The following is a 22,335-nucleotide window of genomic DNA, read 5'->3' on the forward strand; positions in this document are numbered from 1 at the left end:
GATCAGTCGGTGCGGATATTGGCCTTGTCTGCCAGTTCTGCCCAGCGCTTCAGATCGGTCTGGAAGAACGTGGCGAAGGTCTTGGGATCGCTGCCCACGGGATCCAGGTTCATGCCGACGAGCTTGGACTGGACCTCGGGCGCCTTGACCGCGTCGGCGATCTGCGTCGACATGGCCTGGACGATGGCGTCGGGCGTGCCCTTGGCCGCGAACAGGCCGAACCAGGCGCCCAGGTTGAAGCCCTGGTAGCCCAGTTCCGTCATGGTGGGCGTCTGCGGCAGGGTCGCCATGCGCTTGTCGCCGGTCACGGCCAGCACGCGCAGGCGGTCGGAATTCAGGTGCGGCAGGGCCGAGCCGATGTCGGGAAAGGCGAAGGAGACCACGCCGCCCAGCAGGTCGGACATCATGGGCGCAGCGCCCTTGTACGGCACGTGTTGGGCGCTGGTCTTGGTTTCCTGCAGGAACTGGGCGCCCAGGAAATGGCCGGTCGAACCGTTGCCGTAGGACCCGTAGCTGTATTTCTGGGGAGCGGCGCGCAGCGCTTCCACCAGGGCCTTGACCGAATCCACGTCCACGCTGCTGCGATTGACCACGAGCACGTTGGAGGAGCGGGCCACCAGGGATACCGGAATGAAGTCGCGGTCCACTTGGTACGGGATCTTGACCGTCGAGGTCGCGGGCAATTGCGACATGGTGGTGAAGCCCAGCATGAAGGTGTAGCCGTCGGCCGGCGCGCCCAGCACGGCATTGCCGGCGATCACGCCCGAGCCCCCGGCGCGGTTCTCGACCACGATCGGTTGCTTGAGCACGCCGCCGATGTGCTGAGCCAACAGGCGCGCAACCGTGTCGGCCCCGCCGCCAGCGGCGCTGGGCACGATGAAGCGGATCGGCTTCTCGGGCCAGGCGTTGTCGGCCGCCTGCGCCGGCAGGCTGCAAACCGCGGCCAGGGCGGCGGCGGCCGCCAGGAAATGCCTTCGTGCTGCGAATTTCATGGTTGTCTCCTGTGGATGGGTATTTTGTTTTGGTGAGTCAGTTGCAATGCGCGCGCGCCATGTCGACGACGGCCTTGCGGAGGATCTTTCCATTATCTGCCGCTGGCAGCCTGGAAAGCAGGATGATTTTCTGCGGGCGCTTGTAGGGCGCGAGGCGCTCGCGCGCAAAGGCCTGCAAGGCTTCCGCCTCGATGCTGAGGCCGTCTTCCGCTTCGACGAAGGCGATGATCTGCTCGTCGCCGTCGAGTGGTACGCCAACCACGCAGGATTGGCGCACGCCGGCATAGGCGTTCAGCGCGGCCTCGACTTCGCTGGGATAGACGTTGAAGCCCGAACGAATGATCAGGTCCTTGATCCGGCCCATGACGAACAGCGCGCCGTCCGGCTCCGCGCGCAGCAGGTCGCCGGTGCGCAGCCAGCCCGCGGCGTCCAGCGCCTGCGCGGTCTGCTCGGGCGCCTTGTAATAGCCCTTCATGATGTTGGGGCCGCGCACTTGCAGTTCGCCGACTTCCCCGGACGCCACTTCCTGGCCGTCTTCACCGACGATGCGGGCCTGCATGCCCGGAATCAGATAACCCACGCTCAGGTCGGCGCGCCGTTGGCGGTAGGGCACCATGCTGATCGTCGGCGAGGCCTCGGTGAGGCCATAGCCGTTGTTGATGGGTTCCCCGAAGATTGCTTCGATGCGCGCCTTGAGCGACGGATCCAGCGGCGCGCCGCCGCAATGCAGCAGGCGCACGCGCGGCGCGGGAATCGGCGTGCCTTGCTCATGCGCCTGCAGCAGGCGCACGTACATCGCGGGTACGCCGTGCAGCATGGTGATGCCGCCGGCCAGCGCGGCGATCGCGTGCGCAACGTCGAAGCGGCTGCCCAATTGCAGCGTCGCGCCGGCGCCGAGCGCGGCCAGGGCCACGGTGCTCAGGCCATACACGTGCGAGATGGGCAGCGCCGAATAGATCCGGTCATCGCGGCTGGTGCCGCGCGCGTGGCGTGCGACGGCGGACGAATGGCCCAGGTTGGCATGCGTAAGCATCACGCCCTTGGGCGTGCCGGTGGTGCCGCTGGTGTAGATCATCACCGCCACCTGTTCGCGCGAGTCCGCTTGCGCCGGCTCGGCTTGGGCGGCGGGGTCCGCTTCGGTGCAGGCAAAGCGCAGGCCGGCAAGCTCGACCTCGCGCGCGCCATGGCGCAGGCCGTGGGCCTGGGCTTCCGTCGACAGGCCGCTGGTGGCGAGCAGCAGCCGCGGCTGGCAGTGCGCCTTGATGGCGTCGACTTCCACGCCGGTCATGCGGGCGTTGACGACCACGGCCCAGGCGTCCAGCCGGCTGCAGGCCAGCACGGCGGCCAGCTGGGTGCCGCCGCTTTCCCCGGCGATCAGCAGGCGGTCGCCAGCGCGCAGGCCCTGGGTCCGCAGATAGGCGGCCAGCGCGTCGACCACCGTGTCGAGTTCCGCATAGGTCCAGCTTCCTTCATCGGAAATCAGGGCGGTATGCGCGGCCAGGCCAGGCAGGTGCCGGCTGACCAGCTGGTGTATGCGGAAATCGGTATCGGGTAGATCAACGGACATGGTGTGGCGGGGCGTCTGTACTGGGCTGCTATTGAGCGGAATCATAGGAATGACATCTCGCCATTTCCATCACATATGTGAATTCTTCGTGAACCGCGGTGACCGCTCCTTGGCCGCGCCGCGTGCCGGCCTGGGGCAAAACGAATAAAGTGCCAGTCAGCGCCCGCGCAGTGGCCGCGGGCAATCATCGAAAAATGGAGACAGTATGGATACGGCAGGCAAGGGCGCCAGCGTGCGCGAACAGGTCAGCGCAACGGAATGGGAGGTCCGCAAGGATCTGGCGGCGCTATACCGGCTGGTGGCGCTGTTCGGCTGGGATGACCTGATCTTCACCCACATCACGGCCAAGGTGCCCGGGACCGAACACTTCCTGATCAACCCCTACGGCATGATGTTCGACGAGATCACCGCATCCAGCCTGGTCAAGATCGACCTCGATGGGCGCAAGGTCATGGACTCGGAATATGACATCAATCCGGCCGGCTTCACCATCCACAGCTGTATCCACGCGGCCCGCAAGGACGCCATGTGCGTGCTGCACACGCATTCCATCAACGGGGTGGCGGTGTCGGCGCAGAAGGCCGGGTTGCTGCCGCTGTCGCAGTTCGCGTTCATCGTGCTGCGCTCGCTCAGCTACCACGACTACGAAGGCCTGGCGTTGAATCCCGAGGAACAACCGCGACTGGTGCGGGACCTGGGCAGCAATTCTTATCTCATCCTGCGCAACCACGGCCTGTTGACCGTGGGGCAGAGCATGGCCGAAGCCTTCCAGGCCATGCACCGGCTGGAGGCCGCCTGCATGGTGCAGGTGCGGGCCCAGGCCGGCGGCGAGCTGACCTACATACCGCCCGACATTCTGCAGAACGCGACGGTGGAATCGCAGGCCGACCGGGCGCACAAGGCCATGCTGGCCTGGCCGGGCTTGCTGCGCCGGCTGGATCGCCGCAACCCCGGCTACGCGGAGTAGCGGGGATGCGGGCCCCGCGGGAGGGGCCCGCAGTGGTGGATCAATACTTGCCCATGTAATCGCGCTTGCCGATTTCCACGCCGTTGTGGCGCAGGATGTCGTAGGCCGTGGTGACGTGGAAGAAGAACTGCGGCAGGCCATAGTGCAGCAGGTAGGCGCTGCCGCTCAGCTTCTTTTCCTTCGGCGTGCCAGGGCGCAGCACGATTTCGCGGGCTTCGCTCTGCGCGAACTGTTCCGGGCCGAAGGAACCCAGGTGCTCCAAGGTCTTGGCGATCAGGGCCTGCAGGCCGGCGAAGCTGGCTTCGCTGTCCGGCCACGACGGCACTTCCGCGCCGGCCAGGCGCGAGGCGATGCCTTTGGCAAAATCCGACGCGATCTGCACCTGACGCGCCAGCGGGAACATGTCGGGGAACAGGCGGGCGCCGAGATAGGCGTCCGGATCGATGTTCTTTTCCGTGGCCTGGGCTTCTGCCTTCTTCAGCACATCGGACAGGGCCGACAGCATTTGCGTCAGGACGGGAACGGAGGCGCTGTGCATGAAACTGCTCATATCGTGTCTCGCTTGAGAGTGGGCGCCGGCGCGGGAGGCGCCGGCCGGGCCTGCGAAGACTACCAGTTGCTGGCGACTCCGTTGTAACGCGGGGAGCTGCTTGCATCATCATGACATCATGATGTTATGATGTCATGATGCAAAATCAATCCGAAAATGCCCCCCTCTATGCCCGGGTGGAAACGGCACTGGCCGCGGAAATCGCGGCCGGCAGCCTGGCGCGGGGCAGCCAATTGCCGACGGAAGACCAACTGATCGAGCGCTTCGCCGTCAGTCGCACCACGGTGCGCAAGGCGGTGGAAAACCTGGTTGCCCGCGGGCTGGTGGAAATCCGGCGCGGCAAGGGCACGTTCGTCACGGAACCCAAACTGACGCAGGCGCTGACGGCGCTGAGCGGATTCGTCGAAGACATGGACGCGCTCGGCCGCCAGGCCACGGCGCGCCTGCTGGACAAGCGGCCGGTGCCGGCCACGGCAGACGTCGCGCGCCAGCTGGGCGTGACGCGTGGCGCGCAGGTCTACCGCATCGAGCGCGTGCGGCTGGCGGACGGCGTGGCCATGTCGTTCGATGAAACCTATCTGCCGCTGGACATAGGCGTAAAGGTTGCCAGCAACGACCTGGAAGCCGAACCCATCTTCGACCTGCTGGAATTGCGCTACGACCTGCCGCTGATCGAGGCCGAATACCAGCTTGAAGCGGTGACGGCGGACGAGCGCGTCGCGCAGGCGCTGGGCGTTGCCGTGGGCAGCCCGATCTTCCTGATCGAGCGCACTTCCTACACCGAGGGACAGCGGCCGGTCGACTACGAGAAGCTGTATTACCGCGGCGACCTGATCCGGTTCACCACCCGCCTCTCGCGGCAACCGCGCAAGCGGGCCTGAGCCGGCGGCCATGGAGACGTCGACCCTTTTCTGGCTGTTCGCCGCCGCTTTCGGCGCCAGCGCGCTGGGCGGGGTGCTGGGGATGGCCAGCGGCATCTTCATCGTGCCCATCCTGACGTTGTTGTTCGGCGTGGATATCCATGTGGCCATCGGGGCCAGCATCATCTCGGTGATTGCCTGTTCCTGCGGCAGCGCGGCGCCGTTCCTGAAGGGGCGGCTGACCAACGTCCGGCTGGCGATCGTGCTGGAGACCGCCACCACGCTGGGCGCGCTGACCGGCGTGTATCTCATCGGCATTGTCTCCACCGAATTCCTCTACGGTTTGTTCGCCGCCATCCTGGCCGTGTCCGCGCAGCAGATGCTGGCACGTCGCCGCGAGGCCGTGGCAATCGCGCCCGACGCCGCAAGCTGGGCCACGGCGTTGCGCCTGCATTCCAGCTTTCCCGACCGAGCGCAGGGCCGCGAGGTGCACTATCAGGTGGACCGCGTGCCGCTGGGCCTGTCGCTGATGTATGGCGCGGGCCTGATTTCGGCCTTGCTCGGCATAGGCTCGGGCGTGCTCAAGATCCCCGCCATGGACGCCGCGCTGAAGCTGCCGATCAAGGTCTCGTCCGCCACTTCCAACTTCATGATCGGCGTGACGGCCGCAGCCAGCGCGGGCGCCTACTTCGTGCGCGGCGACATCGACATCGGCATCGCCGGTCCCGTCGCGCTGGGTTCGGTCGCCGGCGCGCTGCTGGGCGCCCGGATGCTGATGGGGCTGCCCGCCGACAAGCTGCGCATTTTCTTCGTGGTGGTGCTGGCCCTGTTGGCGATGCAGATGCTGCTGAGTGCGCTGGGTGTGCATATTCTTGGAGGCCCGGCATGACCCAGGCGGCAGAAAAGCAGGCGCGGCGCGACCGCGTCATCGCCGGGTTGCTCTGGTATGGAACATGGCTCGCCTGGGCCCTCATCGCCGCGGGCATGGCAATTGATTTCCTGCCGCAAGCGCCGGCCGGCCTGCGCGGACTCGAACTGGTCAGGGCCGGCGTGGCCCTCTTCATCCTGCTGCCGGTGGCGCGGGTGGCGCTAATGCTGGCCATCTTCCTACGCGAACGCGACTACGCCTATACGGCGATTTCCGCGTTGGTGCTGCTCATCATCGCCGCCGGCGTGGTGTCCGGACTGCGGTGAGGCTTCCGGCTTTCCTATAATCGGAGCGCGGTGCGATGGCGCATCGCCGCATACTCTCCCCAGGACTTTTCATGCTTGCCATTACCAGCCAGGATGTCTACGTGCACACCCGCCAGGGCCGTCTTTTCGCGCGGCGCTGGGACCCCGCAGGGGAGGCGGTGGCCGCGGCGCCCATCGTGATGTTCCACGATTCGCTGGGTTGCGTGGAGCTGTGGCGGGATTTTCCTGAGCAGCTGGCGCAAGCGACCGGACGCAGCGTCATCGCCTACGACCGTCTGGGTTTTGGCCGCTCCGATCCCAATACGGCAGTGTTCGAGCCTGGCTTTGTGGAAGACGAGGCCCGCGAGGGGTTCCGCAGCCTGCGCGAAGAACTGAACATCGGCGCCTTCGTGGGGTTCGGCCACAGCGTGGGCGGCGGCATGGCTGTCTGCAGCGCCGGCGTGTACGCCGACGATTGCCGCGCGCTGATCACCGAGTCGGCGCAGATGTTTGCCGAAGACCGCACGCTGGAAGGCATACGCGCGGCCAAACAGAGCTTTGCGGAACCCGGCCAACTGGACCGCCTGAAGAAGTACCACGGCGAAAAAGCCGCATGGGTGCTGGGCGCCTGGATCGACACCTGGCTGTCGCCGGACTTCGCCGATTGGAACCTGGACGAGCAACTGCGCCAGGTCCGTTGCCCGGCGCTGGCCTTGCACGGCGAAGTCGACGAATACGGCTCCCCCAGGCATCAGGACAAGCTTGTCGCCTTGGCGGGTGCGCGCCCCTTGCTGCTGGAGAACTGCGGCCATGTCCCCCACCGTGAACAAAGCCGCATCGTGCTGGACGTGGTGAGCGAATGGTTGAGGGCGGTGCCCTGACGAACCCGGTGCATTCATCCACAGTCCGCGCTTAGAATCGGACTAGCCTTTCCGCGCCGCCGCGCTCGTTTTCTTGAGGTCCCAGATCCGATGTCCGACCGTCAACCCGAATCCCAAGCCGTACACAACACGACCACCCGCCACGCGATTTTCATCGTCGCCACGCTCAACCAGGGGGCTGCCGCCGCAGGCACCGTGCGCGACTGGTGCGCCGATATCGCAGGCGTCGTCCGCACGGTGTCCACGCGCGCGCCCGAGCAGAATCTTTCCTGTGTCACCGCCTTCGGCTCCACGGCCTGGGACACGCTTTTCGGCGCGCCGCGCCCAGCTGCGCTGCATCCTTTCCGCGAATTTGGCGCGGGCGAGCGCCTGGCCGTCGCTACCCCGGGAGACCTGCTGCTGCACATCCGCGCGGATTCGATGGATTTTTGTTTCGAGCTGGCGACCTTGCTGCTAGGCGGGCTGGGCGATGCCGTGACCGTCGTCGATGAAGTCCATGGCTTCCGCTACTTCGACCGGCGCGCCATCATCGGCTTCGTGGACGGGACCGAGAACCCGGAAGGACGCGAGGCGTTCGACTTCACCGTCATCGGCGACGAGGACGCCGAGTTCGCCGGCGGCAGCTATGTGCTGGTGCAGAAATACCTGCACGACATGGCGGCATGGAACGCGTTGACGGTGGAGGGCCAAGAAGGCGTCATCGGCCGCCACAAGTGGTCCAACGTCGAACTCGACGATGACATCAAACCTACGTCTTCGCACAGCGCCCTGACCACCATCGAGGAAAACGGCCAGGAACTGAAGATCCTGCGCGACAACATGCCATTCGGCAGGCCGGGGGCAGGGGAGTTCGGTACCTATTTCATCGGCTACGCGCGTTCGCCGCGTCCCATTGAACTGATGCTGGAGAACATGTTCGTCGGGCGTCCACCCGGCAACTACGACCGCCTGCTCGACTTCAGTCACGCGGTCACGGGCGGCCTGTTCTTCGTGCCTTCGGCAGATTTGCTGGAAGAACTCGCGGAGCGCAGCCCGGCTGCCTGTACGGATGCGGACGAGCCTGCGGCGCCGACGCTCGCATCGGCGGGCAAGGCCAACTAAAGCGCATCGAGGCGCAGCCTTGGCTGCGCCAGCAAAAATTCCTGGCGCGGCCGCGATGGTGGCCGCGCCAGTTTTCATTCTGACCATGCCACGCGAAGTCGTTTCGCGGTCCGGGCAGCGTGCCTCTTGCCGCGATTATGTCCCCAAAAATCGCGCCTTTCTGCGCGGTAGTTTTAGCTTTATCAATAAAGCGCCTGAGAATCGTTTGCATTACACTTTCTTCCGATTTGAAGTTTCAAACAGGGAAAGGAAGCCAACATGCAACACCTCAGGCCTGCCGGCCGCGCTCGTCTCATCCGTCCGCGCTTCGTCCTGCGGCGCACGCCATGCCTGGTGCTGATGGCGCTGGCATGCGGCGTAGCCGCCGCGCAGGAGGAGGGCGTGGCCACCTTGCCGTCGGTGCAGGTGGTCGGCAATGCAGACAATACGACCACCGAGGGTACCGGTTCGTATACGCCGCGCGCCACCGCCGCCAGCACGGGACTGCCGCTGACATTACGCGAAACGCCGCAGTCGGTCACGGTAGTCACGCGCCAACGCATGGATGACGAGAACATGCTGTCGCTGGTCGACGTGATGGCGAGCACACCGGGTATTTCGGTGCAGAACTATGACAGCGAGCGCTATTCGTTCAATTCGCGCGGGTTCAGCGTCAGCAACTACATGTATGACGGCATCCCGACGAGCTTCGACACGGGTTACGCGGCGGGCGAATCATCGCTTGACCCCATCATCTACGACCGCGTCGAAGTGGTGCGCGGCGCGACCGGTTTGCTGACCGGTGCAGGCAATCCGTCCGCATCGATCAACCTGGTGCGCAAGCGCGCCACCAGCCGCGAGTTCAAGGCGGACATGAGCGTCAGCGCCGGGAACTGGGACACCTACCGCGCCACCGTGGATCTGTCGACGCCGCTTAACGCTGCCGGCAGCGTGCGCGGGCGCATCGTCTCGGCCTACCAGGACAATCATTCCTACCTGGACGGCTACCAAAACCGCAAGAAGATCTTCTACGGCGTGGTGGACGCCGACATCACTTCCCGCACGACGCTGAGCGTGGGTTTCAATTATCAGGACAACGATCCGAAACGCAGCAGTTGGGGCGGCTTCCCGCTATGGTATGCGGACGGCGGCCGCACCGACTGGAGCCGATCGCTGAACACGGGCGCGGATTGGTCGTCGTGGGGCAGCACCACCCAGGGGGCCTTCGCCAGCCTGGAGCACCGCTTCGACAACGGCTGGACCGTCAACGCAGTGGGATCGCACTCCAAGAACGAAATGGACGCCAAGCTTCTTTATCTCTATGGCTGGCCCGACCGCAATACCGGCCTGGGCATGGGCGCATCGCCCAGCTGGTATCTGGGAGACCGCAAGCAGAACAGTCTGGATGTGAAGGCGTCCGGTCCATTCACACTGTTCGGCCGGCGCCACGAAGCTGTCGTGGGCGCCAGCTTCAACCGCCAGCACGGCGATTTCGACTACCGTTCGGCCCTGTCAAGCGCAGCCGTGGGCAACTTCCTGGACTGGGACGGCTCGTATCCGGAACCGGAGTGGAACAGCGACTCGGTCACCGCCAACCGCTATACCACCAAGCAGACGGGCTGGTATGGCGCCTTGCGGCTGAACCTCGCCGATCCGCTCAAGCTCATCGTGGGCGGGCGCTACAGCACGTGGGAGACGGATTCGGTCGGCTTCGGCGGCGGCAGCCGCCAAGCTTTCAAGAAGAACGAATTCACGCCCTATGCCGGGTTGCTTTACGACATCAACGATACCTATACCGCCTACGTCAGCTACACCGGAATCTTCAATCCGCAGAGCTATCAGGACCGCAGCGGTAGCTGGCTCGATCCTCTCGAGGGCAAGGCTTACGAGGCCGGCATCAAAGGCGAATTCCTGGAGGGCAAGCTGAACGCCAGCGCCGCCGTGTTCCAGATCGAGCAGGACAATGTGGCCCAGGTTGATCCGGGCTACATGGTGCCCGGCACCATCAATCAGGCTTATACCGCCGCGCAGGGCACGCGCAGCCGCGGTTTCGACCTGGAAGTCTCGGGTGAGGTGATGCCGGGCTGGAACCTGGCCGCAGGCTGGTCGCACTGGACCGCGCGCGATGGAGACGGCAACGCGATACAGACCGATCAGCCGCGCAGCCTGGTGCGCGTGTTCACGACCTATCAGTTGCCCGGCGACTGGAACCGGCTGACGGTCGGCGGCGGCGTCAACTGGCAGAGCCATGTGTACACCATGGCCACCGGACCCAATGGCGAAGAGCGCGTGGGCCAGGGCAGCTACGCGATCACCAATCTGATGGCTCGCTATCGCTTCAATCGCAACCTGAGCGCCCAGCTCAATGTGAATAACCTGTTCGACCGCAAGTACTACAGCCAGATCGGGTTTTACAGCCAGGGGGCGTGGGGTGCGGGCCGCAGCGCCATGCTGACGATGCGCTATCAGTACTGATGCGTCGGCAGCCGGGACGGGGGCGCCGCGCGCCTACCGTTCCTGCTCCAGCGTCGTCTTCATCCGCACCATGCTTTCCTGGCTGACCATGATGACGCCCGTGGCGGGCTGGTCGATGTCCAGGATGAAGGTCAGCACCAGGGAAATAAGCATGGCGAACAGGCCGGTCGAGATCAGCCGCCTGCGCTTGTGCAGTCCGGTGCCGTAGGCGATGAAGCCCATGGCGCCCGCCGTGACGATGAAGAGCAGATAGAAGACGGGCTCGGGAACGTGGTTTTCCAGCGCGACGCGGCGTTTTTCGTTGACTTGCGCCATTTCGTTGATGGCCTGGATGAACATGACCGCGGAAATCGAGGGCGGATTTTCCAGGACGCTGGCCGCGGTGCTCCGGATCTGGCGCTCGATGCGCCGCGACGCCGCGCTGGCCGCTGTCAGACGTTCCTTGTCGTTGTCGGCGTCGCTGAACTCCAGCGCCGTCGTCGTGTAGTCCAGCAACAGCTTTGCGATGGGCTCGCGGGCGGCGGGAGGCAGCAGCTGCGAACGCCAGTAGGCGTTGCCGATGGCGTTGGCCTCTTCCAGCACCAGGTTCTTGCGCGTCTCGAAGCGCGTTACCGACATCGCGAAGGTAAAGCCCAGCAGCAGCGCCAGCAGGCCCAGCAGGGCGGTCTGGAGCGCGCCGATATGGGTCTTGGCGGCGTCGTCGGAGGCCCGGCGGCGCTTGCGTCCCAGCTGGAAGCCCAGCTCGATGATGGCCAGGCAAACGATGACGCAGATGAAGAACACATAGGTTTCATCAATTTCGCGCAGCACGTCGATTCCTGGTGGTTATTTGGGGATAAAGCGTATGCCGAGAGGAATGCGGCGGGCAAGGGGCGAATAACCCGCAGCCGGAGCGAGTTGCCAGGTTCTTGAAAACCGTCTTGGAGTAAGGTGTCGCTTCCCTTGTAAGCGACACCGCACGGAGCAGAAATTGAAATACCGCAAACTCGGCCGTACCGACCTGGATGTCAGCCTGATCGGACTGGGCACCATGACCTGGGGCGAGCAGAACACCGAAGCCGAGGCGCACCAGCAGCTGGACTACGCCCTGGAGCGTGGCATCAATCTGGTTGACGTTGCCGAGATGTATCCGGTGCCTCCCAAACCCGAAACGCAAGGCTTGACCGAGACCTATATCGGCACCTGGCTGGCGCGCAGCAAGCGCCGCCAGGACATCGTGCTGGCCAGCAAGGTTGCGGGCCCGGTGCGCGACGCCAAGCGCCCCGGCCACATCCGCGACGGCAAGACCCACCTGGACCGCAAGAACTTGACCGAGGCCCTGGACGCCAGCCTGAAGCGCCTGCAGACGGATTACCTGGACCTGTACCAGTTGCACTGGCCCGACCGCACGACGGCCACCTTCGGCAAGCTGTCCTATCCCTGGGTCCAGGATGAATACACCGTGCCGATCGAGGAGACGCTGGAGGTGCTGCAGGACTTCGTGCGTGCCGGCAAGGTGCGCCACATCGGCGTGTCCAATGAAACGCCCTGGGGCGTGGGGCAGTTCCTGCGCCATGCCGAGAACAAGGGCCTGCCGCGCATCGCCACCATCCAGAACGCCTACAGCCTGCTGAACCGCGTCTACGAGATCGGCCTGTCAGAGTTCTCGCATCACGAAGGCGTGGGACTGCTGGCCTATTCGCCGCTGGCAATGGGCATGCTTTGCGGCAAGTATCTGGACGGCGCGCGCCCGGCCGGGGCCCGCCTGACGCTGTACACGCGCTTCACCCGCTACAGCAACGAGCAGGCCGAGGCCGCCACCCGCGCCTATGTCGAGCTGGCGCGGGCGCACGGCATTTCGCCTACGCATCTGGCCCTGGCCTGGGTCAACCAGCGCCCCTTCGTCACCAGTAACCTGATCGGTGCCACCACCGTCGAGCAGCTGAAGGAGAACATCGACAGCATCGACGTGACCCTGTCGGCGGAAGTGCTGGAGGCGATCGACAAGATCCACGCCCGCCAGCCGAATCCGGCGCCGTGACGGGCTGAGCGTCCCGTCCGCAAGGGGGGCCAGGACCCATGATGCTCTCCGGGCGTCATGGGTTTTTTCATTGGGGACGTTGCGCCGCTCCGACCTTGGATACATTTTTTTTCGCGGCGATTGTCGATTTCGCCTGGCGCGGTTCGTCGTGTCGATGGAGCATGCAAGTTCCACCATCCACACAAGGAGACCGAGATGCGATTCATGGTTCAAGTCAGGGCCACCGCCGATAGCGAAGCAGCGGTGATGCCTACTCAGCAGTTGTTGGAGGACATGGGGCGGTTCAACGAGGAACTGGTGAAGGCGGGCGTGATGCTGGCGGGCGACGGCCTGAAACCGAGTTCCGCGGGGGCGCGGGTACATTTTTCCGGCAGCAGCCGGCAAGTGATAGACGGTCCCTTCGCCGAAACCAAGGAGCTGATCGCCGGCTACTGGCTCTGGGAGTGCGCTTCCCTGGAAGAGGCGATCGAGTGGGTCAAGCGCTGTCCCAATCCAATGCCGGGCCCGTCCGATATCGAAATCCGCCCGCTGTACGAGGCCGAGGACTTCGGCGACGAATTCACGCCTGAGCTGCGCGCCCAGGAGGAACGGCTGCGCGACCAGTTGGAGAAAGCGTCCAAGCAGTGACCGCAATGCCTGAGCGGAATGGGGAAGTTTTCAGTTGATAATACAATTGCGAATCAGTCCTATTCATTAAAATTATTGTTTCTTCCCCTCCCGCTCTGGAGTATTCAACGTGGTCCGTCCCGCTTCCGCCAGGAAGTGCCGCGCGCGCAAGCACGCGCGGCATGCAGTTGCGCCCTATGCCCTAGCCCTGACCCTGGGCATCGTCCATTCCGCGGGCGTCCATGCCCAGGCTGCCGGCGTGCCGCCGCCCAAGGGCGCGGGGGATACGCAAGGCGTGGCCCAGTTGCCCGCAGTGACCGTCAACGCGACCTCGGTGGACGACACGCTAGAGCATCTGTCTGCGCCAGTAAACAGTGGGGCGCTGGGCAACCGCAGCCAGCTGGAGACGCCGTTTTCCACGGCCGTGGTCACCGCCGCGGATATCGAAGAGCGGCAGGTCCGCAAGCTGGGCGACGTGTTCGCCCTGGACGCATCGGTCACCGACAACAGCGCCTCCTACGGCGCCTGGGCGAGCTATCTGAGCGTGCGCGGCCTGCCGCTGGATTGGCAGAATTCCTACCGCATCGACGGCAAGCCCTTCCTTAGCTACGTCACAACCTTGCCCTACGAGCACTTCGAGCAGATCGACCTGCTCAAGGGCGCGTCTGGTTTCATGTACGGCTTCGGTTCGCCAGGTGGACTGATCAACTACGTCACCAAGAAACCGACCGATGAGCCGGTGCGCAGCATTGAACTGGGCTATGTGTCCAAGGGACTCTTGCGCGAGCACGTCGATCTGGGCGGACGCGTGGGCGGCGAGGGCAGGTTCGGCTATCGCCTGAACGCCACGCATGAAGAGGGCAATACCTACAACGGCGGTTCGCTGTACCGGGATTCGGTGTCGCTGGCGCTGGATGCGCGCCTGACCGACAAGCTGAGTTGGGACTTCCAGTCGATCTACCAGGACCGCAAGGCGATCGGCCAGGAGCCGACCATCTACGCGGGCCAGATGGCGGGTTCGGAGTTGCCGTCGCCGGTGCGCAACGACAACGGCAGATTGGTGGGCGAGGGCCCGTATGCCGACAACAAATTCCGCTTTTATTCGACCGGGTTGAAGTACCAGTTGTCTTCCGACTGGTCAGTGCGCACCGACTACAGCTACAGCTCCACCCGGACCCGCCGCAATGAATCGGTGCTGTTCCTGCAGAACCAGGCGGGCGATTACCAGGATTACCGCTCGGACTACGGCGAAGCCTATGCCTACAACCAATGGCAGGGCATGGTCGAAGGCAAGTTCAACACCGGCCCCTTGAAGCATCAGGTAGTGGCCGGCGCGTCATGGCAGAAGCAGAAGAACGACTACAGCGTCAACGGCGTGTATCAGCTGCAAGGCACGGGCAATCTGCGCTCCCAGAACACCAACACCTACTACAGCCAGGGCAGCCTGGACCTGTATCGCGCTGCCGAGATCACGCAGAAGGCGCTGTTCGCCAGCGACACCATAGACCTGACCGGCGGCTGGTCCGTGCTGGGCGGTCTGCGCTATACCAACTACGAGCAGGTCGGCTTCGATGCGGCGGGGGCGCGCAATTCGCGCTACGACAAGAACGGCGTGCTGACGCCGACGGTGGCGCTGATGTACAACATCACGCCGCAGACCATGGCCTATGCCAGCTACATCGAATCGCTGGAGCCGGGGTCGTCGGTGGGCAATACCTATGCCAACTACGGCGCGCTATTGGACCCGCTCAAGAGCAAGCAGTACGAACTGGGCATCAAGACCAACCAGGATGGCTGGGCGGCCACGGCTGCGCTGTTCCGCATCGAGAAGAAGGCGGAATACACCAATGCCGCCAATGAACTGGTGCAGGACGGCAAGTCGATCTATCAAGGCCTGGAGTTGGGAGCATCCACGCGCATTGCCACGAACTGGAACGTGGGCGGCAGCCTGATGCTCCTGGACACCGAATACAAGAAGGGCTCCAGCTTCACTGGCAACCGCGTCGCGGGCGCACCCAAGTTCGTCGCCGCCGCCCAGGTCGCATACTCGGTGCCGCAGCTGCCTGGCCTGAAGCTCAGGGCCGACGTGAAATACACCGGCAGCACCATGCTGGGCGCTTCCAACGCGGTCCAGGTACCCGACTACGCCATCGTCAACATCGGCGCCACCTACGACACGCGCATCTACGGCTACGAAACCACGTTCCGCGCGGGCATCAACAACCTGGCGGACAAGCGCTACTGGCTGTACCAATCCCCGGACTACGTGAAGGCGGGCGATCCTCGCACCTATGCCTTGAGCGCAAGTCTCAAGTTCTAGGCGCCGCTACCTCCCACAACCGATCCGGCGCGAAGTCCTGCTGCTCTCCCTTCTTGGCGTAGCCCAGCGGATTGGCCACGATGCGGCAGCCATCCTTCACGTAGTCCTGCGGGCAGTGGAGATGGCCGTGCATCCAGACGTCGGCCAGGGGCAGCAGGGCGTCAAGCGCGTTGCAGAACCCGGCGGTGCCTGGGGTGACGCCGTAGCGCGGATCCGCGCTCGCCAGCGTGGGGGCGAAGTGGGTGACGGCCACGGTCGGGCCGTCATGGGGCACGCGCAGGGCGTCCTGCAGCCATTGCTGGCAAAGCAGCCCCTGCTCGCGCATTTGCTCGGCCATGAAGGGCGCGCCGTTGCGGCGCATCTCGGCCTTTTCCAGGTAGAAGTCGGCCGCGCGGAAAGCCTTCTCGCGCTTTTTCAGGGCCGCGCCCACCGTGTCGCCGGGGGCGGCCAGCGCGTCGAAATCCGTCCACAGCGTGGTGCCGATGAAGCGCACCCCATCGACCACCAGTGTTTCGCGTTCCAGCCAGTGGATGCCGAGTTCCTGGCAGAGCCCGCGCAGCCGCTCGTGGGTTTCGTCGAAATCCACGTTGTCGTACTCGTGGTTGCCAGGCACGTACACCACGGGCGTGGGCCAGCCCTTGCGCGGCGCATAGCTGCCCAGGCCGAAGTCGGTCCCCGTCATGAGCGAGCCGCGGCGGTAGGAGCCTATGTCTCCGGCCAGCACCAGCAGATCGGCGCCGGGCGCGGGCCGCGCCAGGAAGTCCGGGTCGGTTTCAAGGTGCAAGTCTGAGAGCAGTTGGATCTTCATAGCCGCCATCTTAGGCCACCGGCGACGGAGCCGCCGCTGCATGGGGTCATTGTTCCATGCGACACTTTCCGGGTTCACCCAGTCACACAGGAGGAATTCCATGCGTATCGCCATCATGACCGCCGCTGCCGCCCTTGCGCTGGCCGCAAGCGCACAGGCGCAGCCGCTGGACTGCGGCAACGCGGCCACGCAGACGGACATGAGCCTGTGCGCCGACCAGGCGTACCGCAAGTCCGACGCCGCCTTGAACGCCGCCTACAAGGAGGTGGGCGCGCGCCTGAAGAACGACCGGGACGTGACGACCCAGCTGCATGCCGCCCAGAAGGCCTGGCTGTTCTTCCGCGACGCGGAGTGCGCCTTTGCGTCCAGCAGCACGTCCGGCGGCAGCGCCTATCCCATGACGCTGAGCCTGTGCCTGGACAAGCTGACGCAGGCGCGCACCAAGGAATTGCGGGCCTACTTGAAGTGCGAGGCAGGCGATCTGAGCTGCCCGGTGCCGGGCAAGCAGTAAGCCACCGCATGAAGACCAACGAGATGAGCCCGACCAATCCAGGCCTGATCACGGACGGGCAGGGCGCGGCGCGCTGCTTCTGGCAGCCGTCCATGCCCGACTATCACGACCACGAATGGGGCATGCCGGTGGCGGACGACCGCCGCTTGTACGAGAAAATCTGCCTGGAGGGTTTTCAGGCCGGCATGGCCTGGATCACGATCTTGCGCAAGCGCGAAGCGTTCCGCGCGGCCTTCGACGACTTCGATTTCGAGCGGGTGGCGCGCTACACCGAGCGTGACGTAGAACGCCTGATGGGTGACGCCGGCATCGTGCGCAACCGCAGCAAGATCTTGTCCGCCATCAACAACGCCAAGCGCGCGCAGGCCCTGGCCCATGAGTCGGGTTCGCTGTCGGCCTGGCTCTGGCGCCATGAGCCGCCGGTCCAGGACCGGCCCGCGACGGTGGACCTGGATTACTGGAATGGCAATCCGACCTCGCCAGCGTCGGCGGCTCTGTCGCGCGAACTGAAAAAGCGTGGCTGGACCTTTGTCGGGCCGACGACCATGTATGCCTTCATGCAGGCTGTGGGCATGGTCAACGACCATATGAGCGGCTGCGTCTGCCGCCAGGCGGTCGAGGCGGCGCGCGCGGGCTTCAAGCGGCCCCAGTAGGCCGCGGCAGGGACGCCGATAAAATTGTTGAGTTGGTTGCGCTTCGCAAGTATATTGGTTGCGAACCGCAACTTTAAAGGCGCGCCATGGATCTGATCGACCCTCCTGTCCAATCCCGCGACCAGACGATCCGGGACCTGCGGGAGTTCTCCCGCAAACTGGTGCGCGAACTGGGCTTCATGCGCAGTTCGCTGGCAGGCAGCGAACTGGCGCCGTCCGCGGTCCACGCCATCATCGAGATCGGGCTGCAGCCGGGCATCCAGGCGCGCGACCTGGCGGCCATCCTCAGGCTGGACAAGTCCAATACCAGCCGTCAGGTCGCCAAGCTGGAGTCTGCCGGACTGCTGACGCGCGAGGCCGACAGCGAAGACGCCCGCTCGTCGCGGCTGCACTTGAGCAAGGCGGGGAACCAGCTGCGCGCCCAGATCGACCAGTTCGCCACGGACCAGGTGTCGCGCGCCTTGCGGCAGCTGGCGCCGGCGGACCAGCAGTCGCTGATACGGTTCCTCTCGCTCTATGCCGACGCCCTGTCGCACGAGAACCCCAACACCGCGCCTGCCGCCGCCAGCAGCATCGAAGACCAGATCCGCGCCGGCTATCTGCCAGGCTGCATCGGTGACGTGGCCAGCCTGCATGCGCGCTATTACGCACAGGCCTCGGGATTCGGCGTGTACTTCGAACGCAAGGTGGCGACCCAGCTGGCCGAATTTGCCGAAAGCCTGCCCGCCGCCGGCAAGAACATCTGGCTGTACGTGGACAACGGCAGGACGCTGGCTTCCATCGTCATCGATGGCGATCTGGCCAAGCGCCAGGCGCACCTGCGCTGGTTCATCGTTGACGAGTCGCTGCGCGGCATGGGCGTGGGCCGCGCGCTGCTGGCACGGGCCCTGGCCTTTGCCGACGCGAACTACGATGAAACCTACTTGTGGACCTTCAAGGGGCTGGACGCCGCCAGGCACCTCTACGAGGCTGCGGGCTTCACCCTGGCCGAGGAATCCGAAGGCAGGCAGTGGGGCAGCGTGGTGGTCGAGCAGCGCTTCGTCCGCCGCAGCCAGCGCGCCTCAGATCACGCTGATGCGTAGTTCGGCCAATAGCGCCGCCGCCTGAGTCTTGGATATGGTGGCGCCGGCCAGGCGCGCGGCCGAGTTCAGGTCCAGGCCGCCGAGGTCGGCTTCGCGCAGGTCCGCGCCTTCGAAGCGTACGTTCTTCAGGACGGCGTTGCGCAGGCTGCCGCCATGGAATACGGTGTCGCGGAAATCGCTGCCGGTCAGGTCGGCATCAGAGAAGTCCAGCTGCTGCACGTCGCTCTTGCGAAACGACAGGCCGCGCAGCAGCGCGCCGACCAGCAGGCATTCCCGCAGGGACCAGCCCAGGCAGGCGATGCCGTCGAAATCGCTGCCGGTGAGCTTGCAGCCCTGGAAACGGGCCGCAGCCAGCCGTGCACGACGCCAGTTGGCATTGTTGAGATCGCAATTTTCGAAGACGGCGTCGCTGGCGTCGCACGAGGCGAAGTTGACCTGGCCGCCGCGGCAGCGCAGCCAGGCCGAGTCCGCCAGGTTGGCGCCCTGAAAGGAGGCTCCCGCGATGGCGCAGGCCGTCAGTTGCGCGCCGCGCAAATCCAGGCGCGAGAAATCGGCGTCCTGGAAGTCGCAGTCCTGGAACGACAGCGCGCGCCCGGCGGACTGTTCGATCAAGGCCTGCATCATCTTGCGGTCCACTTCCTGGCCCGTCACTGTCCCGATTGCTGCTTGTGTCATGCCGCGCGTTCCTGCCTGAATTTCTGCAAAAGACGGAAAGCCTACTGGAAAATCTCGCTTTCCACGCAGAAGGCGATCAGTTCCTGGTCGGTGCGGACGTTGAGCTTGCGCATGGCCGAGATTTTCTGGCCGCTGACCGTCTTGACGCTGCGCTTGAGCGCCTCGGCCACCTGCATCATGGATTCGCCGCGGATGAAATGACGCAGCACCTCGAATTCCTTGGGCGACAGGCTGTTGATGCGTTCGCCGATGAACTTGCTGCGCTCATCGGGCGCGCCGTCGCGCTGGAAGCCCGGCGGATAGTATTTGCGGCCGGCATGCAGCGTTTCCAGCGCGGTCATGATTTCGCTGAGATTGTCGCGCTTGAGCACCACGGCGGCCACGCCGGCGTCGTAGAGCGCCGAGATGATCATGGAATTCGACACCATGGTCAGCACCACGATCTGGACCTGCGGGTAATGGCGCGTCAGGTACTTGACCAGGCGGATGCCATCGCCGTAGGTATCGTCGCCGGGCATGGAATAGTCGGTGATGACCACGTGTGGCGCGTCGCGTTGCAGGTGCTGGATCAACGCGGTTGGCCCGGGCAGGGTGGCCGTGACCTCGAAATTGAGGTCTTTTTCCAGCAGGTCGCGCATCCCCATCAAGACCAGGGGATGGTCGTCGACCAGGACGATTCGGAGTCTTTCCATGCGGGGGAGTGCCGTCAGGCGAGCCCTGGTTGCAAGCGGAGATAGGGCGGTCGGGCTCGGGGTTGGGGTCGGAGGCAAACCGATAGCGTAGTGGTTTTTGCGAAGCTGCGCGCCCCGCGCCGATGCTCCGGAGCGGGGGGAGGTCCGAGGGACTGGCGTCAGACGGCTTCAGGCCGCCGCTTCGGCCTGCATGCGCCCCAGGATGAAGCCGTCGACCGCGCTGGTGCGGCCGCGCCAGAGCGTGGGCTGGCCGGCGATGGGGGTGCCATCGGCCGTGAAGAACAGGGCATCGGCGAGATGGATGTAGTTCGGCAGCGGATCCGCCGGCTGCGGCACGCGGAAGACGTCGCCCAACTCCGCCAGGGAGACATGCACGGCCTTGCGGGTAGCTTCGTCCACGGTGTTCAGCGACCCCGTGAAACTGGCCGCGAAGCTGTCGAAGTAATCCGCGCCGGACACGATGGAGCCCGACACCAGCATGCCGCCCATTTGCAGGGTGACGCCGATGCTCTCGATCTGGCTGCCGTTGTTCACCAGGTTGACCAGGAATTGCAGAAAGGCGTCGGCGTCGGGCGTGGCGCTGGCGCCCAGGCTGGCGTTGGGAGCGGTGCTCATGGCGTGATCTTCTGGAATATTTGGAAAGCAGCCAAGATACTCGAATCGCGGGCGAAATACACAGAATGGGATCGCCCGAAAAACAGCCAAATCCGACCCCTATCCCCCGGCTTCGGGTGCTGGCATTTTTTCCAGGGCGCGCGCCAGCCTTCCGGCGGCCAGCCGCAGGCGGTCCCGCAGCGCTGCCGGGGCCAGAACCTCGAACTCCACGTCCAGCGCCATCAGCCAATACACCAGCGCGTCCAGGGAAGGCACGGCGCATAGCAGCAGGCAGCGCGTTTCGTCCAGGGGTTCGATCTGGCCGGCGCCCGGCGGGATCCGCGCGGCCATGACGGCGCGCGGCGCGTGCAGGACCACGCGCGCAGGTTCCGGATGCGGCGTCATCTTGACCGAGCGCGACACGTAGGCGCGCAGGTCGCCGCCTTCGGGCGGAGGCCGCGGCGCGAAATGCGCGCCGACCTGCGGGGCGCCCGCGATGCGGTCGATGCGGAAGGTGCGCCAGTCGTCGCGCGCAGGGTCCCAGGCCACCAGATACCAGCGATACCCCGTATGCGCCAGCCCTTGCGGTTCGACCAGCCGGCTGCTGGCCCGGCCCCTGCCGTCCGCGTAGTCGAAGCCGAGCCGCAGCTGGTCGCGGCAGGCGGCCGCCAGCGTGGCGAGCAGGGTGGCGTCGACGGTGGCGCCATCGCGCGGTATGGGCACGATGGCCGAGCGCAGGGCGTCGACCCGGCGGCGCAGGCGCTGCGGCATGGCCTGCTCCAGCTTCACCAGGGCCCGCAGCGCGGTTTCCTCTATGCCGCCCACCGTGCCGGTGGCCGCGGTGCGCAGGGTGAGCGCCACGGCCAGGGCTTCATCGTCGTCCAAAAGCAGGGGAGGGAGGGCTTGCCCTGCGCGGAAGGCATAGCCGCCTGCCACGCCGCTGCTGGCATGGATGGGATAACCGAGCTCGCGCAGCTTGTCGATGTCGCGCCGCAGTGTGCGGGGATGGATGACAAGGGTCGCGGCCAAGTCGGTCCCGGCCCAGTGGCGGCGGGTTTGCAGCAGCGACAACAGGCGCAGAAGGCGGTTGCTGGAAGTAAGCATGGAGGCACGATAACGCGTATTGAGGGCGGAATCTGTCCTCAATGGGTTTTACAGTGGCTCCCGTAGTCAGCGGCAGGGGCCGCGACGCTCATCCCTTGATTGAATTGGAGATTTGCCCATGTCTATCGTCTTCTATTGGCACCCCATGTCCAGCGCGACCCCGGTGGCCTGCGCGCTTGCCGAACTGGCCGTGCCGCACGAACGCGTCAAGGTGGACATCAGGACGGGCGAGCAGCGCCGCCCCGAATTCCTGGCCCTGAACCCCAACGGCAAGGTTCCCACCCTGACGGTGGACGGCGCGCCCTTGTTCGAGACCCTGGCGATACAACTGTGGCTGGGCGAGCGCTACGGCGTGGAGCGCGGCCTGTGGCCTGCCGCCGGCACGCCCGAACGCCTGCTGGCGATGTCGTGGTGCGCCTGGTCCTATGTCAGCTACGGTGCGGCGGTGATGCGCCTGTTTCTCGCCACGCAGGCCGAGGGCGCGCCCGGCGGCGCCGAAGCGGAACGCGTGCTGGACGACGTGGATGCATTGCTGGCCGTGTTGGACGGCCATCTGTCGCAGCAGCCCTGGATGTTGGGCGCGGCCTACTCGCTGGCCGACCTGGTGGTGGGTTCGGTGGTCGGCTATAGCGCCTATCTGGGCGCCAGGGTGGCTTTGCACCCGCATGTGCAGGCATGGCTGGGCCGGGTCCAGGCCCGGCCCGCCATGCAGATCGATGCCTAGC

Annotated in this window: 23 protein-coding genes; 14 read left to right on the forward strand and 9 right to left on the reverse strand. The window is 65.2% G+C overall.

Translation table 11 applies throughout. From position 1 onward, the window contains the following. Positions 1-2: 2 nt before the first annotated feature. The gene (locus tag AC3WOB_RS05315; RefSeq protein WP_013395994.1) at positions 3-992 is read right to left on the reverse strand and encodes a Bug family tripartite tricarboxylate transporter substrate binding protein; all 990 of its coding nucleotides are present in this window, start codon (positions 990-992) and stop codon (positions 3-5) included. Between the two features lie 37 nt (positions 993-1,029). Further along, complete coding sequence (locus AC3WOB_RS05320) at positions 1,030-2,559, reverse strand: class I adenylate-forming enzyme family protein (RefSeq protein ID WP_041656191.1); 1,530 nt, start codon at positions 2,557-2,559, stop codon at positions 1,030-1,032. Between the two features lie 205 nt (positions 2,560-2,764). Here AC3WOB_RS05320 and AC3WOB_RS05325 point away from each other — a divergent pair, with 205 nt between their 5' ends. Next, the gene (locus tag AC3WOB_RS05325; RefSeq protein ID WP_492274412.1) at positions 2,765-3,526 is read left to right on the forward strand and encodes a class II aldolase/adducin family protein; all 762 of its coding nucleotides are present in this window, start codon (positions 2,765-2,767) and stop codon (positions 3,524-3,526) included. A gap of 40 nt (positions 3,527-3,566) precedes the next feature. Here the strand turns inward: AC3WOB_RS05325 and AC3WOB_RS05330 are convergent, their stop codons facing one another. After that, positions 3,567-4,076, reverse strand: coding sequence for a DUF1993 domain-containing protein (locus tag AC3WOB_RS05330; RefSeq protein WP_013395991.1), 510 nt, complete (start codon positions 4,074-4,076; stop codon positions 3,567-3,569). A 137-nt stretch (positions 4,077-4,213) separates the two neighbouring features. Here AC3WOB_RS05330 and AC3WOB_RS05335 point away from each other — a divergent pair, with 137 nt between their 5' ends. The 6 genes from AC3WOB_RS05335 to fhuE all read left to right on the forward strand — a co-directional run bounded on the left by AC3WOB_RS05335 (position 4,214) and on the right by fhuE (position 10,545). After that, positions 4,214-4,957 carry a GntR family transcriptional regulator gene (locus tag AC3WOB_RS05335; RefSeq protein WP_492274614.1) on the forward strand — a complete coding sequence of 248 codons (744 nt, stop codon included), beginning with the start codon at positions 4,214-4,216 and terminating at the stop codon, positions 4,955-4,957. Positions 4,958-4,967: 10 nt separating this feature from the next. Further along, complete coding sequence (locus tag AC3WOB_RS05340) at positions 4,968-5,825, forward strand: sulfite exporter TauE/SafE family protein (protein WP_492274413.1); 858 nt, start codon at positions 4,968-4,970, stop codon at positions 5,823-5,825. Beyond that, complete coding sequence (locus AC3WOB_RS05345; RefSeq protein WP_492274414.1) at positions 5,822-6,130, forward strand: DUF1634 domain-containing protein; 309 nt, start codon at positions 5,822-5,824, stop codon at positions 6,128-6,130. Before AC3WOB_RS05340 ends, AC3WOB_RS05345 begins: the two co-directional genes overlap by 4 nt. A 71-nt stretch (positions 6,131-6,201) precedes the next feature. Continuing rightward, entirely contained in the window at positions 6,202-6,990 is a 789-nt protein-coding gene (locus tag AC3WOB_RS05350; RefSeq protein WP_492274415.1) for an alpha/beta fold hydrolase, read from the forward strand. A gap of 90 nt (positions 6,991-7,080) precedes the next feature. Further along, entirely contained in the window at positions 7,081-8,091 is a 1,011-nt protein-coding gene (locus tag AC3WOB_RS05355) for a Dyp-type peroxidase (RefSeq protein WP_492274416.1), read from the forward strand. Between the two features lie 258 nt (positions 8,092-8,349). Then, entirely contained in the window at positions 8,350-10,545 is a 2,196-nt protein-coding gene (gene fhuE, locus AC3WOB_RS05360; RefSeq protein WP_492274417.1) for a ferric-rhodotorulic acid/ferric-coprogen receptor FhuE, read from the forward strand. 33 nt (positions 10,546-10,578) lie between these two features. Here fhuE and AC3WOB_RS05365 read toward each other — a convergent pair whose 3' ends face one another. Further along, positions 10,579-11,355, reverse strand: a complete 777-nt coding sequence (locus AC3WOB_RS05365) for a bestrophin-like domain (RefSeq protein WP_013395984.1) — start codon at positions 11,353-11,355, stop codon at positions 10,579-10,581. A 160-nt stretch (positions 11,356-11,515) separates the two neighbouring features. Between AC3WOB_RS05365 and AC3WOB_RS05370 the strand changes: the two genes are divergently transcribed. From AC3WOB_RS05370 to AC3WOB_RS05380, 3 genes are all read left to right on the forward strand, one after another. Continuing rightward, positions 11,516-12,565, forward strand: coding sequence for an NADP(H)-dependent aldo-keto reductase (locus AC3WOB_RS05370; RefSeq protein WP_492274418.1), 1,050 nt, complete (start codon positions 11,516-11,518; stop codon positions 12,563-12,565). 195 nt (positions 12,566-12,760) lie between these two features. Continuing rightward, positions 12,761-13,192, forward strand: a complete 432-nt coding sequence (locus AC3WOB_RS05375) for a YciI family protein (RefSeq protein WP_013395982.1) — start codon at positions 12,761-12,763, stop codon at positions 13,190-13,192. A 109-nt stretch (positions 13,193-13,301) separates the two neighbouring features. Next, a complete protein-coding gene (locus AC3WOB_RS05380) occupies positions 13,302-15,491 on the forward strand; it encodes a TonB-dependent siderophore receptor (protein ID WP_492274419.1) in 2,190 nt (729 codons plus the stop codon). On the opposite strand, the gene AC3WOB_RS05385 is transcribed toward AC3WOB_RS05380, so the two are convergent. Next, the gene (locus AC3WOB_RS05385) at positions 15,481-16,299 is read right to left on the reverse strand and encodes a metallophosphoesterase (RefSeq protein ID WP_492274420.1); all 819 of its coding nucleotides are present in this window, start codon (positions 16,297-16,299) and stop codon (positions 15,481-15,483) included. The two genes, AC3WOB_RS05380 and AC3WOB_RS05385, sit on opposite strands and share 11 nt — an antisense overlap. A gap of 100 nt (positions 16,300-16,399) precedes the next feature. Here AC3WOB_RS05385 and AC3WOB_RS05390 point away from each other — a divergent pair, with 100 nt between their 5' ends. The 3 genes from AC3WOB_RS05390 to AC3WOB_RS05400 all read left to right on the forward strand — a co-directional run bounded on the left by AC3WOB_RS05390 (position 16,400) and on the right by AC3WOB_RS05400 (position 18,545). Beyond that, complete coding sequence (locus tag AC3WOB_RS05390) at positions 16,400-16,810, forward strand: lysozyme inhibitor LprI family protein (protein ID WP_492274421.1); 411 nt, start codon at positions 16,400-16,402, stop codon at positions 16,808-16,810. An 8-nt stretch (positions 16,811-16,818) separates the two neighbouring features. Next, positions 16,819-17,463 carry a DNA-3-methyladenine glycosylase I gene (locus AC3WOB_RS05395; protein WP_492274422.1) on the forward strand — a complete coding sequence of 215 codons (645 nt, stop codon included), beginning with the start codon at positions 16,819-16,821 and terminating at the stop codon, positions 17,461-17,463. Between the two features lie 86 nt (positions 17,464-17,549). Continuing rightward, positions 17,550-18,545 carry a GNAT family N-acetyltransferase gene (locus AC3WOB_RS05400; protein WP_492274423.1) on the forward strand — a complete coding sequence of 332 codons (996 nt, stop codon included), beginning with the start codon at positions 17,550-17,552 and terminating at the stop codon, positions 18,543-18,545. Here the strand turns inward: AC3WOB_RS05400 and AC3WOB_RS05405 are convergent. From AC3WOB_RS05405 to AC3WOB_RS05420, 4 genes are all read right to left on the reverse strand, one after another. After that, positions 18,525-19,220 (reverse strand): pentapeptide repeat-containing protein, encoded by a 696-nt coding sequence (locus AC3WOB_RS05405; protein ID WP_013395976.1) that lies wholly within the window; start codon positions 19,218-19,220, stop codon positions 18,525-18,527. The two genes, AC3WOB_RS05400 and AC3WOB_RS05405, sit on opposite strands and share 21 nt — an antisense overlap. 41 nt (positions 19,221-19,261) lie before the next feature. Next, the gene (locus AC3WOB_RS05410; RefSeq protein ID WP_013395975.1) at positions 19,262-19,912 is read right to left on the reverse strand and encodes a response regulator; all 651 of its coding nucleotides are present in this window, start codon (positions 19,910-19,912) and stop codon (positions 19,262-19,264) included. Between the two features lie 168 nt (positions 19,913-20,080). Further along, positions 20,081-20,527 (reverse strand): gas vesicle accessory protein GvpU, encoded by a 447-nt coding sequence (gene gvpU, locus AC3WOB_RS05415; protein WP_207465905.1) that lies wholly within the window; start codon positions 20,525-20,527, stop codon positions 20,081-20,083. 99 nt (positions 20,528-20,626) lie between these two features. Continuing rightward, complete coding sequence (locus AC3WOB_RS05420; RefSeq protein ID WP_492274424.1) at positions 20,627-21,610, reverse strand: helix-turn-helix transcriptional regulator; 984 nt, start codon at positions 21,608-21,610, stop codon at positions 20,627-20,629. 118 nt (positions 21,611-21,728) lie between these two features. On the opposite strand from AC3WOB_RS05420, the gene AC3WOB_RS05425 reads away from it, so the two are divergent. Further along, the gene (locus AC3WOB_RS05425; protein WP_013395972.1) at positions 21,729-22,334 is read left to right on the forward strand and encodes a glutathione S-transferase family protein; all 606 of its coding nucleotides are present in this window, start codon (positions 21,729-21,731) and stop codon (positions 22,332-22,334) included. Position 22,335 lies beyond the last annotated feature (1 nt).

It is taken from the genome of Achromobacter sp. FW305-C-30-7 (assembly GCF_058783105.1).

What these genes read in the sequence shown, in the direction of transcription:
- AC3WOB_RS05330 (WP_013395991.1), bottom strand. Translation starts at nt 4,076, where the DNA reads ATGAGCAGTTTCATGCACAGCGCCTCCGTTCCCGTCCTGACGCAAATG.
- AC3WOB_RS05345 (WP_492274414.1), top strand. Translation starts at nt 5,822, where the DNA reads ATGACCCAGGCGGCAGAAAAGCAGGCGCGGCGCGACCGCGTCATCGCC.
- AC3WOB_RS05335 (WP_492274614.1), top strand. Translation starts at nt 4,214, where the DNA reads ATGCAAAATCAATCCGAAAATGCCCCCCTCTATGCCCGGGTGGAAACG.
- AC3WOB_RS05355 (WP_492274416.1), top strand. Translation starts at nt 7,081, where the DNA reads ATGTCCGACCGTCAACCCGAATCCCAAGCCGTACACAACACGACCACC.
- AC3WOB_RS05400 (WP_492274423.1), top strand. Translation starts at nt 17,550, where the DNA reads ATGGATCTGATCGACCCTCCTGTCCAATCCCGCGACCAGACGATCCGG.
- AC3WOB_RS05410 (WP_013395975.1), bottom strand. Translation starts at nt 19,912, where the DNA reads ATGGAAAGACTCCGAATCGTCCTGGTCGACGACCATCCCCTGGTCTTG.
- AC3WOB_RS05420 (WP_492274424.1), bottom strand. Translation starts at nt 21,610, where the DNA reads ATGCTTACTTCCAGCAACCGCCTTCTGCGCCTGTTGTCGCTGCTGCAA.
- AC3WOB_RS05405 (WP_013395976.1), bottom strand. Translation starts at nt 19,220, where the DNA reads ATGACACAAGCAGCAATCGGGACAGTGACGGGCCAGGAAGTGGACCGC.
- AC3WOB_RS05325 (WP_492274412.1), top strand. Translation starts at nt 2,765, where the DNA reads ATGGATACGGCAGGCAAGGGCGCCAGCGTGCGCGAACAGGTCAGCGCA.
- AC3WOB_RS05425 (WP_013395972.1), top strand. Translation starts at nt 21,729, where the DNA reads ATGTCTATCGTCTTCTATTGGCACCCCATGTCCAGCGCGACCCCGGTG.
- AC3WOB_RS05385 (WP_492274420.1), bottom strand. Translation starts at nt 16,299, where the DNA reads ATGAAGATCCAACTGCTCTCAGACTTGCACCTTGAAACCGACCCGGAC.
- AC3WOB_RS05320 (WP_041656191.1), bottom strand. Translation starts at nt 2,559, where the DNA reads ATGTCCGTTGATCTACCCGATACCGATTTCCGCATACACCAGCTGGTC.
- AC3WOB_RS05375 (WP_013395982.1), top strand. Translation starts at nt 12,761, where the DNA reads ATGCGATTCATGGTTCAAGTCAGGGCCACCGCCGATAGCGAAGCAGCG.
- AC3WOB_RS05395 (WP_492274422.1), top strand. Translation starts at nt 16,819, where the DNA reads ATGAAGACCAACGAGATGAGCCCGACCAATCCAGGCCTGATCACGGAC.
- gvpU (WP_207465905.1), bottom strand. Translation starts at nt 20,527, where the DNA reads ATGAGCACCGCTCCCAACGCCAGCCTGGGCGCCAGCGCCACGCCCGAC.
- fhuE (WP_492274417.1), top strand. Translation starts at nt 8,350, where the DNA reads ATGCAACACCTCAGGCCTGCCGGCCGCGCTCGTCTCATCCGTCCGCGC.
- AC3WOB_RS05315 (WP_013395994.1), bottom strand. Translation starts at nt 992, where the DNA reads ATGAAATTCGCAGCACGAAGGCATTTCCTGGCGGCCGCCGCCGCCCTG.
- AC3WOB_RS05390 (WP_492274421.1), top strand. Translation starts at nt 16,400, where the DNA reads ATGCGTATCGCCATCATGACCGCCGCTGCCGCCCTTGCGCTGGCCGCA.
- AC3WOB_RS05340 (WP_492274413.1), top strand. Translation starts at nt 4,968, where the DNA reads ATGGAGACGTCGACCCTTTTCTGGCTGTTCGCCGCCGCTTTCGGCGCC.
- AC3WOB_RS05350 (WP_492274415.1), top strand. Translation starts at nt 6,202, where the DNA reads ATGCTTGCCATTACCAGCCAGGATGTCTACGTGCACACCCGCCAGGGC.